Genomic DNA, 13,411 nt, shown 5'->3' with positions numbered 1-13,411 from the left:
GGGGCAGTCTTTTATATCGACAGTTTGTGCAGAATTTGCGGATTCTGATATTTCTCGGGAAATATTGCACAAAGGTAAGAGGGTGTCGATTTGCGGCTGTACCGCCGGTTTACTTGACGAATGCAGTCCGCTTAAAGTGACAGGGTTCACGGGGAGGCCTGGTTGTATTTTATACAATGGATTCCTTGCTGAACCACCCGAAAGCCGGTTCTATTGTATTCCGTACAATTGATTTTAAGAAAATGAGGCCAAAGCAGCAAAAAGCTGAGAATCTGCTGCACAAAATGCAACAGATTCAGTTTTCAGACGGATATACCTTTCATCTGTTGTACAAAGTACAATAGATTCTCTTTTACCTAGATTGCGGCAATTCCTAGCGAAGCTTCGCCGTAGCTATTAAGTTAACAACACTAATCTTGCATCATCCGGAGGAGGACTATTCAAGTGAGTATCAAAAGAGCGCTGGTCAGCGTATCGGACAAACAGGGCATCGTGGATTTTTGCCGCGAGTTGTCTGCATTGGGCGTAGAAATTATCTCCACAGGCGGCACTAGCACACTTTTGGCGAAAGAAGGCGTACCGGTTATCGGCATCTCCGATGTGACGGGCTTCCCGGAAATTATGGACGGACGGGTCAAAACCCTGCATCCGGCTGTACACAGCGGCCTGCTGGCCGTTCGTGACAACGAGGAGCATACGCGTCAGATGACGGAGCTGGGTCTCGGTTACATCGACCTGGTGGTGGTGAATCTGTATCCGTTCGCGGAGACGATTGCTAGGCCCGATGTTTCCTACGAGGAAGCGATCGAGAACATCGATATCGGCGGACCGACGATGCTGCGTTCTGCGGCGAAGAACCATGCTTTTGTCAGTGTGGTTGTGGATGCTGCTGATTACGAGAGTGTGCTTGAAGAGGTGCGCGCAGGCGGGGATACGACCCTTGAAACCCGCAAACGTCTTGCGGCAAAAGTGTTCCGCCATACGGCCGCTTACGATGCTCTGATCGCCGATTATCTGGCAGGTGTAACCGGTGAACCGCTGCCGGAGCGCTATACAGTTACTTACGAGAAAATCCAGGATCTCCGCTATGGGGAGAATCCGCACCAGAAAGCGGCATTCTACCGGAAGCCGCTGGCGGCGCAGGATACGCTGACTGCAGCCGAGCAGCTGCACGGCAAGGAATTGTCCTACAACAACATCAACGACGCCAACGCGGCGCTGCAGATCGTTAAGGAGTTCGAAGAGCCGGCTGTCGTAGCTGTTAAGCATATGAATCCTTGCGGCGTAGGCGTGGGAACCAGTGTGTTTGAAGCTTATCAAAAAGCGTACAACGCCGATCCGACCTCCATCTTCGGCGGAATCGTCGCTGCTAACCGGATTATTGATGCAGATACCGCGAATCTGCTGAAGGATATCTTCCTGGAAATCGTATTGGCTCCGGGCTTCACAGAGGAAGCGCTGGAAATCCTGACGAAGAAAAAGAACATCCGCCTGCTCAAGATCGGCAATCTTAGTGCCGCAGCGGCGCGCAAGAGCAGCTTTGTCGTGACTTCGATTGAGGGCGGCATGGTTGTGCAGGAGAGCGATGTGCACTCCGTAAATGCGGATGAGCTGCAGGTTGTTACCGACCGCAAGCCTACCGAGGAAGAGCTGAAGCAGCTGCTGTTCGGCTGGAAAGTGGTTAAGCATGTGAAGTCCAATGCGATCGTGCTGGCAGCGGATGATATGACCGTCGGCGTCGGCGCAGGTCAGATGAACCGGGTCGGCGCAGCGAAGATTGCGATCGAGCAGGCGGCAGACAAGGCTAAGGGTGCTATTCTCGCATCTGACGCATTCTTCCCGATGGGCGATACGCTCGAACTCGCGGCAAAGGCAGGCATCACCGCGGTTATCCAGCCGGGCGGCTCGATTAAGGACGAGGAATCAATCAAGGTTGCCAATGAATACGGAATCGCTATGGTCTTCACCGGCGTCCGCCATTTCAAACACTAGACTACCTGGGGAGGATTTCAGTTCAATGGATATTTTAGTGGTCGGCGGCGGGGGCCGGGAGCATGCGATTATCTGGAAGCTGTCCCAAAGCCCGTCAGCCGGTAAAATCTACTGTGCACCCGGCAACGCCGGGATTGCCCAGCTGGCGGAGTGTGTGCCGATCGGCGTGTTCGAGTTCGATAAGCTGACGGCATTCGCCAAGGAGAAGGAGGTAGGCCTTGTCGTTATCGGTCCCGATGATCCGCTGGCGGCAGGCATTGTTGATGCTTTTGAAGCACAGGACATTCCGGTATTCGGACCCCGTAAAAATGCGGCGGAAATCGAAGGCAGCAAAACCTTTATGAAGGACCTGCTGCATAAGTACAATATTCCGACAGCAGCCTATGAGAAGTTCAGCGAGTATGAAGCAGCACTTGCGTATTTGCGCGGACAGGGATTGCCGATTGTAATTAAGGCAGATGGTCTGGCTGCCGGCAAAGGCGTTACTGTTGCGTATTCACGCGAGGAAGCCGAGCAGGCGCTTCGTGACATTATGGTTGCCAAAGTATTTGGTGAAGCCGGCGCCCAGGTTGTTATTGAGGAATTCCTGGCCGGGCAGGAGATGTCGATTCTCGCTTTTGTCGACGGGGAGACCGTACGCCCTATGGCGGCTGCGCAGGATCACAAGCCCGTATTCGACGGAGACAAGGGGCCTAATACCGGCGGGATGGGCACCTATTCCCCTCTGCCGCATATTGACCAGTCTATTATCCATGAGGCGGTTAAGACCATTATCGAGCCTACAGCCAAAGCTATGGTGGCTGAAGGCCGTTCCTTCAGCGGCGTGCTGTTTGCGGGTCTGATGATCTCGCCGGACGGCAAGCCCAAGACGATCGAATTCAATGCCCGGTTCGGTGATCCGGAGACCCAGGTGGTGCTGCCGCGGCTGAAGAGTGATCTCTTGGAAATCTTCCTGGCTGTGGCTGAAGGAAGACTGGCTGATACCTCAATTGAGTGGAGCGACGAGGCGGCAGTATGTGTAGTGCTGGCGTCTCAGGGCTATCCGGGCAATTATCCAAAAGGCGTACCGATAACCGGGCTGGAAGAAGCAGGGGACGGACTGGTCTTCCATGCGGGAACTGCGCGGGGAGAGGACGGAAGCTGGCTTACAAACGGCGGACGTGTGCTGGGGGTAGTAGGAAAAGGTGCGGATATTGCCGAAGCGCGTGCAGCAGCCTATGCCAGTGCGGAGAAAATTCATTTTGAAGGCAAGCAAAACCGCAGTGACATAGCCATGAAGGCGCTGGTCTAAAGGTAAGAAACAGCTACTTTATTCCTAATTTTCTCGTAGAAAGTCCCAAAAAAGGACTGACAAGTGATAGAAGAAGTGCTATAATACAACTCGTACGGGGGAAAATGTTCGGATATATACAGATAAAGGGTCTTTCCTTTCATGGAAAGGCCTTTTTTAAATCGTTTTTTAAGTATAGGAGGAATTAGCTTTGAGTAAGGTTGGAAGAAATGACTTGTGTCCATGCGGTAGCGGTAAAAAATATAAAAAATGCTGTCTGGGAAAAGAAACCTCTGCAGTAGAGTCGATCCTGCGGCTCGTCACAACTGAGGAGGCGGATGCAGTTTCAGCACAAGCCGCTGCTTCTCCTGAAACGGGTGTCCGACCTGAAGGCAAGCTTACACTGACCAAGCTGAAGAAGATGGTGACGCGGGAACTGAGATGGGAGCATCCGGCTCATGAGCAGCTGGCCATGCAGCTGATTGAGAGCATGCGGAGCCAGTATGAGCGGGAGCTGATTTTTGAAGCGGTGGTGCTCTGGAACGGCTTCTCCGGCCAGACCAAGCCCGCAGTCAAGAAAGCAGGGTCATTCTGCGCGGCAATCGAATATATATTGTCTGAAGAATACGGGTTCAATCTATCCCAGGCTGAGCTGGCCGATAAATATGAGGTTACACCGGCAACGATTTCACGCAAAGTGAAGGAAATGCTGAATTATATCGAGGAATACGGCAGAGAAGGCGACTCAGACGAGCTGCTTGTGCTGAACGGTGCCGGAACTGCCAGAGAGAAGGCGCAGCTGCTGTTACATAAAGCTATGGAGTCCACTTCCGGAAAGCGCCGTATTCAGCTGGCAGAGGCTGCTTTGGAGATCTATCCGGACAGCTCTGACGCTTACCTGGTGCTTGCCGAGGAGTCGGAGAATGAGCAGGATGCTCGGGCTTTTCTAAAGGCGGGTATCGCTGCCGGTGAACGGGAGCTGGGAGAAGCGTTTTTTGCCGAACATAAAGGTCACTTCTGGGGGCTGACGGAGACCCGCCCGTATATCCGGATCTGCAAGAGCTATGCGGAGTCCTGCTGGTTCGGCGGCAAAGCGGAAGAAGCCGCAGAGATTCTGGAGCACATCCTGGAGCTTAATCCGGACGACAATACGGGTGCCCGGTATCTGCTGGCCGCTGTCTATCTGTACAGCAACCAGCTGAAAGAAGCGGAGCAGTTCTTGAAGAAATACGGCGAGGATGATGCGGCTGCTGCTTTTGCCTATGACCGGATCGTCCTGGAATATAAGAAGAACGGCATTACCTCCCAGCTCAAAATGCTGTACCGTGTAGCGCGCGGTGTGAACAAGCATGTGCCTGATTATCTGCTGGGCGTGAAGCGTCTGCCGCATAATCTTCCGGATTTCGTCGGCATGGGCGATTCCAATGAAGCAGTCGAATACGTCATTATGCATTCCCGTTTATGGGCAAGCCAGCCGGACTTGCTGAAATGGATGCTGAAGCAACAATAGAAAAGAATTGGATTGCTGTATCAATAGGGCTGCCGGAACGATTCCGGCGGCTTTTTTGTGTAACTGGACATTGCAGAAGAATGAAAAGCACCGGGTTTGATGGCGAAAATAACACGAAAATTTCATTATATAATCTCCTGCATAAAAATGTAGAAATCAAGGAAAAAAAGGGTTGACCAATGAGGAGGGATTGGCTATATTTGTAATATATTAGAAAAAGTTATCAGTTTTCAGCGGTGAAGTTGAGGATATTTCAGGCATTGCCGATGTTCCTTCAGGAGGTGGTTATTTGATCTATACAACCACGATTCGCAGCGAGCTGGAAGACTATATTGAACGGGAGGGCTTGAATCTCAGCCAGTTGGGCAGAAGAGCGGGCCTTAATGCGGGAACGGTCAGCTCCTTAATGAAGGGGAGCAGGGTACTCGCGGTTGATCAGCTGGACAGGATAACCAGGGTGCTGGGCTTGCCGGAAGGGTATTACTACGAGCATTATATTCAGGAGTGTATCGTTGAAACCGTACCAAACTGGCGCAGAATCAGACCTTTTCTGTTCCGGTGTGCGGAGCTGGACTGCCTGAATTGCATTCGCCAGTCAGTACAGCTGTTATTGGACAACCTGACATATTCACCACTTTTGTTTGAGGTTGCTGAAGAATTCTATACTACCGGTAAGTTTAAGGCCGCTGCTATTCTCTATGAGAGTGTTGCCGCAAGTGAACGGAGACAGCATTCGGAACGTCTGGCCTTCTGCCAGTACCGGCTGTATATGCTCCGGCTGGGAGATAATCAGGAGAACAATCTTCAGGCGGCGATTCAATTTGAGCCTTTTGTGGAAAGGCTCGATGAGCTTGATCAGCTGGATGCCCTAAGGGAGTTAGCTAATACATACAAGTCGTTACGACGCTGGGATAAGGTTGATGAAATTGCTGCAGAGCTTGGAATTAAGGCTAAGATACAGCTTGGGCTAACCTCTCAACCAGAGGCAAAGAGAGAGGCTTATCATAAGAAGCTTAAGCGGCCCCTATTTGCATATTTGGCGTTTTCAGACTTGCTGCGCGGCGGTGTCTGTGATGCAAGGGGAGCTTATGAAGAGGCGCTTGAATACGCCTATAGATATGCTGATTTGAGCTGGGTGAAGAACAGAGATGAAGAAGCCGGGAAGTGGATCCAGCTATTTGAGGGTTGGGCTAAAGCTAATATATTCGTATGTAAGCTTATGATGGGAAATGAGAGTGTCCTACATGAATATGCAGAATTCATTGAGAGTGATAAAGAAGAAATACTGATAGGAATTCTGAATATTACGAAGGCTGCAAATAGATTTGATTTTAATATCGATATTATTCTGGAGAAGTTTAAGTCCCGGCTCATGCCCTATCTTTCGCTGCAGTCGGAGTCTGCGGGCATCTATACAGCTCAGATTATAGATGAAGAATCCACAGAGTGCTGCTATCAATTAGGCTATTACTCTCTATGGAATGAGCTATATTCAGAGGGTTTCCGATATGTGCTGGCTGGTTTGGAGAAGGCGGAGTTTATCAATAACGAAGCCCGCATACTATCATTTGTGCGCTTGTTTGAACAATTCCGAGATTACGCATCATTTGATATACAGCAGCAATACCAAAATTTAATTAAAAAGGAGCTTGGTCTGAATGAAAAGAAAATTAGCAGGGTTGTTGGTAGTCAGTAGCTTGTTATTAGCCGTATTGGTTGTTCCTGGCGTATCTCAAGGAAGTCCTATAACTCCGTCCAATATTCATGGCTGTCTGTAATTAGATTGCCTGAGATCAGCCTTCCGGCTGGTCTTTTATTTTGTTATTAACTTTTGCAGCTCAGTCACTTAGACAAGCACTGGCTACTTCAGTGTTACATCATCCGTGCTCAGGCCGCCCGGGGTCAGCTTCAATGTCCGGGTGTCCTGATCATAGTCCATCTCAATCCCCAGCACTTTGCATAGGGGGCTTAAAGGGACCAATAGCACCCCGTCCCTCAACTGCGGTTGAGTCCAGGCAAGAGGAACCTTGCTTGAGTTCACAATCATTTCCATCAGTGGCTCAGCATGTTTCAATGGTTCTATGAATTGAGCCGGGGTGAGGGCGCTGTCTCCTTTGTTAATCCGCGGTGCGACCGGTGACCTTCTGGAGCTGAGGCCCTCCCGGATACTGAACCTCAAATCGATTCCTAGTGAGCTGCTCGCTTCCAGCAGCCTGTCATTAAATGAACCGTAAGGAAAAGCAATTGCCGAATCCGTGCTATTCAGCTCTTCCTTAAGCCTGCGTTCCGCCTGAGCCAGGTCCCCGATTACTCTTCTGTAGTATTCTTCATTCAGCTCGTTTCGGTTCTCATCATTTATGTACAGCAGGTTACTTGCCGCAGGACGGGTTCCCCCTTCTGCATCGACAACGCCGTAATAATGCAGATTGTAGGTATGATTATAGAAGCTCATTCCGGCGTTTTTCATCTCACGCATCTGCTCCCAGGTAAGCTTGGGTACCTTCTTTCCATCCGGATGATCAACGTCTGAAGCAATAATGAAGTTAGCTGCAGTATAGCCGTGCTTTTGCAGGATGGGAAATGCGAGCCTATAGAAGCTCTCATATCCATCATCAAAAGTCAGTAAAACAGCATTATCGGGGACGGGCGCATTCTCCAGCATAAATTGCCGGTATTGCTTCATCGTAATAACCTGAAAACCTTCTGCTTCAGCAGCTGCATATATTCATCAAACTGTCCTGCGGTTAACACACCCGGATCCAGCGATACGGGTTCCCCGATGAGATGATGGTACATCAGCACGGCCACCTGATCCTTGTAGTAAATACCATTGGGAAGCGGAGCCTATTCCTGCCAGCTGATACGGGCATCCAGAACCTGCTCGGCCACATCCTTAGCAACCAAAACCTCAAGATCCGGAGCTAGAGTATAGGCTTCTGTCGAGATCTTGTATCCGTCCACACCGGTGATTTCGAGCTTAGCCATAACATTATCCATTAGAGCATACCAAAAAATCAATAGCGGTATAACAACGCAAATATAGCATATTAGCAGTCTAAGTCTATTTATGTTCAAGGTTTCAGTCTCCCATGTCCGATTTTCACTTCTAAGTTTATAACGCTTCAGAAGGCAAAAATTGTGACATGTTTTATAAGCATCCTTTATTTAAATACTATTATTTTTCTGAAAAAAAATTTCATATAGAGAAACGCATACTATTTTACAATACTATAAAAAGGAGGGATAAAAGGTGATAGACTCGGAATGTATGAAACAAAGCATTGAACAAGCACGCTATAAACTGAACAAGCTCGAACAGCAATTTGATCTCTTACATCCCATGGTGCTCCATCAATCGATGGTACTTGATGAACTTATAAATGATTACAACCGGTATTGCTTCAGACGTGCAATGGGAGCCTTGCGCAGCAAGTCCCCGGCCGCCCAGGCTAACCATGCTGAGCAGACGCGTCAGCTGAGCTTCAGCTAAACGCTCCAGGCCCCGGACACCCAGATTTAGAATTTTTTTGCGTAGTTGCGGCAAAACGTTTGCACAGTGATTGGACGTACCCTTTGCCGCTTCTGCATCCTCTTTTTTCTACCCCTTAACGGCCTCTTGCCATAATCAATCCATTAATCCATCCGGCTTAAGGTTGTATTTTTTGATAACAAACCTCACATGTGATCCATAGATTTTGTCTTTACACCAATAATTCACTTAAAACGAATGCTTATTTATATAAAAACGTTTATTTAATCATGGGTTTTTATGAAAAAACCTGACATGGTCACAGTATTTTCACAGCTCGAGGTGAAACAGTAAAGGGATAAAGAGTTTTTTTGCAGAAATAAGCAGAAATAAGTCGAACACAGCTGGATCATTTTCAGAAGAGAGTACAGTCGGCTCATATTTATTAAAGGTGGGGAGCCTATGGCACTAAGAAAAATTAAGGAAGTGAAGAGCGGAAAGGGGCAGAAGGCGGAGCTTACCGCTGTAGAGGGGCAGAGAAAACCTGGAGAGTATACCAATGCAGCAGCAAAGCCGCTTCCTGCACTGCAGTCACTGATTGGTCCGGTCCGCAATATGGGCATCCGGGGCAAGCTGTTTTTGTCCGTCATTGTGTCGGTGGTTGCTATTATTATTGCCGTGGCCCTGGTTATCTATAGCAATGCTAAGCAGATTATCGTGGAGGATCTGAACAGCTCGCTGTCCTATGAGAAGGAAAAGATCAATGTAAAGGTCAATGATCTGCTTCAGCCAGCCTCGGAGAGTGTGGAGCTGCTGAATGCGAACAGTTATATCCGCAATTTTATCGGAAATGTGGAATCGGCGGATGCGGTGAAGACGACAGAAGGCTATACCGAGCTCATTGAGACGCTTAACCTGATCAAGGAGAGCAATAAAAATCTGCTGAACGTCTATATTGGACTGGATGCGGTGAACAAGGTTATTACTCAGGCTGAGTTCGAGCCTCCGGCTGACTTTAATATGAAGGAGCGGGACTGGTATACCTCCACTGCCCGGAATAACCGGGTCACTGTAACAGATCCGTACATTGACGCCGGCTCCGGCAAAATGGTGGTAAGCGTCACTGCGCCGATCCAGAATGAATCAGGTAAGCTGATCGGGGTAGCGGGTGTAGATATTTCAACCGAGCAGATAACCCAGGCGCTGAGCGAGTTCAATTACAATGGAAGCGGATTTGCAATCCTGATTGATAAGACAGGGACATTCATCTATCATCCGGATCCGGACAACATTCTGCTGAAAAAAATGGGTGAGCTCGGTCCCGACTGGAAGGCTGTCGGCGATGCTATGGTGCAGTGGGGGGCTAATGTAATCACCTCGGATATTGACGGAACGGATAGCTATGTTTCTTATGCTCCTGCTGTGCAGAACCAGTGGTCGGTTGCGCTGATTGTTCCCCGGGCTGACGCGGAAAAGGTTCTGCAGACCTTCAAGCTGATCTTTTTACTGTCCGTAATTGGCGCTGTAGCTGTGATGTCGGTTCTGCTCTATTTTGTCTCCAATAGTATTCTGAAGCAGATTCCGATCCTGACAGCAGCATTCCGGGCCGCGATGACCGGTGATATGTCGGTGCGGGCCAAGGTAACGGCCAAAGGGGAAATCGGCCTGCTCGCTGACGGCTTTAACGAGATGATCGCAACCCAGCAGAAGCTGATTCAGGATATTAAGATGAGCTCCGGCAGTATCTCCAGAGCACTCGACAATACGGAGCAGAATGTATTCGCGCTGGATGGCAGTATCTCGGAAATTTCGGGTATTACTGAGGAATTGTCCGCCGGGATGCAGCAGACGGCAGCCTCCATGCAGGAGATGAGTGCAAGTACTGATGAAATCGGGCATGCAGTGAGCGGGATCGCCCGCAAAGCACAGGAAGGTGCGGAGGCTGCCGGACGAATCAATGAACGTGCGGACAGGCTGAAGCAGGCTGCTATCGCTTCACGGCTGCAGGCTGATATGGTATACGGACAGAGTGAGGAGAAGCTGCGCAGTGCAATAGAGCAGTCCAAGTCGATTGCACAGATTCAAGTGCTGTCCGGAGCTATTCTTGAAATTGCTGCCCAGACCAATCTGCTGTCGCTTAATGCTTCTATTGAAGCAGCCAGAGCAGGCGATGCGGGACGCGGGTTTGCCGTTGTCGCCGAGGAGATCCGCAAGCTGGCAGATACCTCGCGTGAGACGGTTTCCGAGATTCAGGATGTTACAGCAGCCGTAGTAGAGGCTGTCGCCAAGCTAGTGGACGGGGCGGAAACCATGCTGCGCTTCATGGGCGGCCAAGTGCGCAAGGATTACGATTCCATGCAGGAAACCGGCCAGCGGTACAGTGAGGACGCTATGTATATTGAAGAGCTGGTAACGGATTTCAGTGCCACCTCCGAGCAGCTGCTCGCTTCTGTCCAAAGCATGCTGACAGCTATTGCAGAGACCAGCAGCGCTACGAATGAAGGGGCTGAGGGAGCAGGAAGCATTGCTGTACAGGCAGAGCAGATTATCAGCAAATCAGGCGGCATTGTCGCCGAGATGGAAGATATCAAGCACAGCTCGGCTCTGCTGCAGCAGGCTGTAGCCCGCTTTAAAGCTTAGTAGCTGTAATCATTGCAATCAGCCTCATTGCCTTGTGCGTGAGGCTGTTTTTTTGAGTTTGCGGCGGGGCTGGAGTATTGCCCCAAGCAGACAGTACTTGATAAAATGTCTTTGGGAGAGTATGTTACAAGAAGCGAAAATTTTAGATAGAGACAGTGAGGCGAGGAACTTGATGAGAGACGGCGAAGACCGGATCGTAGGAATGGAAGATATTGTGCGGGCCCACCATGTGCTGCGGGAGGTAATCGTCCGTACACCGCTTCAGCTGGATGCGGTGCTGTCGGCCAAATACGGCTGTAATGTATATTTGAAACGTGAGGATTTGCAGATTGTCCGCTCCTTCAAGATTCGGGGAGCCTACAATATGATCCGCAGCCTGTCTGCTGAGGACCGGGCCAAAGGCATTGTCTGTGCGAGTGCAGGCAACCATGCGCAGGGTGTGGCTTATTCCTGCAAAGCGCTCGGCATCAAAGGCAAAGTCTTTATGCCAAGCACGACTCCCAATCAGAAGATTAAGCAGGTCCGGCGCTTTGGCGGCGAATTTGTCGAGGTTATTCTCAAAGGGGACACCTTTGATGATGCCTATGACGAAGCGCTGCAGGCCTGCATTGATCATAGCATGACGCTGATACACCCGTTTGATGAGCCGCGGATTATTGCCGGCAACGGCACGATAGCCATGGAGGTTATGGAGAACCTGGACAAGCCGGCAGACTTTGTGTTCGTTACCATTGGCGGAGGCGGTCTGGCTGCAGGTGTAGCCACTTATGTAAAAACCGTAAGCCCCGCAACCAAGGTTATCGGGGTGGAGCCTTCAGGAGCTGCTTCCATGAGTGAAGCCATAGAGCGCGGTGAAGTGGTTACCCTCAATGAGATCAACAAATTTGTGGACGGCGCTGCCGTCAAGCGTGTCGGCGGCCTGACCTATGATATCTGTGCCCGTCATCTGGATGATGTGGTCAAGGTGCCTGAGGGCAAGGCCTGTACGACCATACTGGAGCTATACAATGAGAATGCGATTGTGGTTGAGCCGGCCGGCTCGCTGCCGATTGCGGCACTTGACATGTACGGGGATCAGATCCGCGGCAAGACGGTGGTATGCATCGTCAGCGGTGGTAACAACGACATCGACCGGATGCAGGAGATCAAGGAGCGGTCGCTGATTTATGAGGGGCTGAAGCATTACTTCATGATTAACTTCCCGCAGCGTGCCGGTGCACTGAAGGAATTTCTGGCCGAGGTGCTCGGTCCGGATGATGATATCACCCGCTTCGAATATACCAAGAAGAATGATAAGGAGAACGGTCCGGCCCTTGTCGGCATCGAGCTGTTCCAGCGGGAGGATTATGAGCCGCTGATTGAGCGGATGAAGCAGAAGGGCGTCGATTATACGGAGATCAACAAGGAGCCGAATCTGTTCAATATGCTGATCTAGCGTTTAGTTCAAAACAGCCAAAAAGGCCCGCCTGTGGAGTACTCTCCGCAGAGCGGGCCTTTTTGGCTTGGAATTTGCATGGGCACTATGCCTGCTGCGGCCCTTAAGCGCTCAAGGATTTATGCAATCACCCTATGAATCTTGCATTCTCACAGGTCTAAGACAGCGGAACCTCTGCCTTCCGGTAGTTCTCGACGGCGTCATCCAGCTTATAGCCGTTCTCCTTCAGCAGCTTCATAAAGCCCTCAAGCTTCTGCAGGAAGGGGCTGCTGCCGGTATTCCGGGTGAGGAAACTGCTGTAGGCCTTTTGGGCCTCCAGATCCATCTCCTGATTGTCATAGTGGAACAGCGGGGTGTTATTCTGGCCGTAGAAGGTGTCGGTTTCATACATGGCATACAGCTGTTTGACCGCACCTGTCCGGTTGGACTTGGGGTGGTTCCTAATGAATTGCTCCTGGCTCAGCGCCCGTCCGGCTACCTCAGACCAGCCGATGACCAGTCCGTTATCCTTGGAGGAGGGCAGATCGGATTCGGTCGCCATAATCGTAATATACTCCCTGATATCGCTTGTCACGTACAGTTTATATTTGCGGTAGGCTGCATAATCGATTACCGGAAAATAAGTGCCCTCTGCTGTCTCCAGTTTATATCCGCTCTCCCCGGCACTCTTGAGCAGAGCGCGGAGAGTGCTGTCATTCGTGCTCTCGGCCAGCTTAGCCATGCTGGCGCCGGATGTGTATATGGTGCCAAGCTTGCGCTGTACCGTGCTGTTGCTGAACCGGCTCTCCCATGCCTTCAGCCCGGCCTTGTGGACATTTTCCAGATTGAGAACCAGAATGGTAGCCTGATAAGGGGTAACCGCATAGATGCTGCTGTTCAAATATTTAATCGCCTGGGGCAGCTTGGCGGAGTCTGTCAGCAGCGGCAGGGCAGCCTGGTAGACTGCCTGGGCATGGCTGATGCCTGTGTCTGCTGTATTAGAAGCGGCAGCCGGTGCGCCTGAAGCATATGCGGAGAAGGCGGCTCCCTGGAGTACGATAATGAAAGCCAGTGCTGTCAGTAGAATGTTATGCTTCTTCATGGAAGATCCCCCTG

Annotated in this window: 10 protein-coding genes; 7 read left to right on the top strand and 3 right to left on the bottom strand. The window is 50.5% G+C overall.

Annotated features, from left to right (window positions below):
- Positions 1–444: 444 nt before the first annotated feature.
- The 4 genes from purH to M2108_RS26925 all read left to right on the top strand — a co-directional run bounded on the left by purH (position 445) and on the right by M2108_RS26925 (position 6,468).
- Positions 445–1,992: a bifunctional phosphoribosylaminoimidazolecarboxamide formyltransferase/IMP cyclohydrolase gene (gene purH, locus M2108_RS26940; RefSeq protein WP_277472449.1), complete on the top strand. Its 1,548-nt coding sequence runs from the start codon at positions 445–447 to the stop codon at positions 1,990–1,992.
- 25 nt (positions 1,993–2,017) lie between these two features.
- Positions 2,018–3,283: a phosphoribosylamine--glycine ligase gene (gene purD / locus M2108_RS26935; RefSeq protein WP_277472448.1), complete on the top strand. Its 1,266-nt coding sequence runs from the start codon at positions 2,018–2,020 to the stop codon at positions 3,281–3,283.
- 190 nt (positions 3,284–3,473) lie between these two features.
- Positions 3,474–4,772 (top strand): tetratricopeptide repeat protein, encoded by a 1,299-nt coding sequence (locus M2108_RS26930; RefSeq protein WP_277472447.1) that lies wholly within the window; start codon positions 3,474–3,476, stop codon positions 4,770–4,772.
- Between the two features lie 289 nt (positions 4,773–5,061).
- Complete coding sequence (locus M2108_RS26925) at positions 5,062–6,468, top strand: helix-turn-helix domain-containing protein (protein ID WP_277472444.1); 1,407 nt, start codon at positions 5,062–5,064, stop codon at positions 6,466–6,468.
- A gap of 165 nt (positions 6,469–6,633) precedes the next feature.
- Here the strand turns inward: M2108_RS26925 and M2108_RS26920 are convergent, their stop codons facing one another.
- On the bottom strand, positions 6,634–7,455 hold the full coding sequence (locus tag M2108_RS26920; protein ID WP_277472443.1) for a polysaccharide deacetylase family protein: 822 nt from the start codon (positions 7,453–7,455) through the stop codon (positions 6,634–6,636).
- A gap of 161 nt (positions 7,456–7,616) precedes the next feature.
- Entirely contained in the window at positions 7,617–7,757 is a 141-nt protein-coding gene (locus tag M2108_RS26915) for a hypothetical protein (protein WP_277472442.1), read from the bottom strand.
- 265 nt (positions 7,758–8,022) lie between these two features.
- Here M2108_RS26915 and M2108_RS26910 point away from each other — a divergent pair, with 265 nt between their 5' ends.
- The 3 genes from M2108_RS26910 to ilvA all read left to right on the top strand — a co-directional run bounded on the left by M2108_RS26910 (position 8,023) and on the right by ilvA (position 12,316).
- Positions 8,023–8,262, top strand: a complete 240-nt coding sequence (locus tag M2108_RS26910) for an aspartyl-phosphate phosphatase Spo0E family protein (protein WP_039869646.1) — start codon at positions 8,023–8,025, stop codon at positions 8,260–8,262.
- A 441-nt stretch (positions 8,263–8,703) separates the two neighbouring features.
- On the top strand, positions 8,704–10,881 hold the full coding sequence (locus M2108_RS26905) for a methyl-accepting chemotaxis protein (protein ID WP_277472440.1): 2,178 nt from the start codon (positions 8,704–8,706) through the stop codon (positions 10,879–10,881).
- A 172-nt stretch (positions 10,882–11,053) separates the two neighbouring features.
- Positions 11,054–12,316 carry a threonine ammonia-lyase IlvA gene (gene ilvA / locus M2108_RS26900; RefSeq protein WP_277472439.1) on the top strand — a complete coding sequence of 421 codons (1,263 nt, stop codon included), beginning with the start codon at positions 11,054–11,056 and terminating at the stop codon, positions 12,314–12,316.
- Between the two features lie 157 nt (positions 12,317–12,473).
- Here the strand turns inward: ilvA and M2108_RS26895 are convergent, their stop codons facing one another.
- Positions 12,474–13,397: a hypothetical protein gene (locus tag M2108_RS26895; protein ID WP_277472438.1), complete on the bottom strand. Its 924-nt coding sequence runs from the start codon at positions 13,395–13,397 to the stop codon at positions 12,474–12,476.
- Positions 13,398–13,411 lie beyond the last annotated feature (14 nt).

It is taken from the genome of Paenibacillus sp. PastM-3 (genome assembly GCF_029893965.1).
GTDB lineage: Bacteria > Bacillota > Bacilli > Paenibacillales > Paenibacillaceae > Paenibacillus_AQ.
The sequence above is the reverse complement of the archived record's forward strand: the minus strand, read 5'-3'. Positions and strand labels throughout refer to the sequence as shown.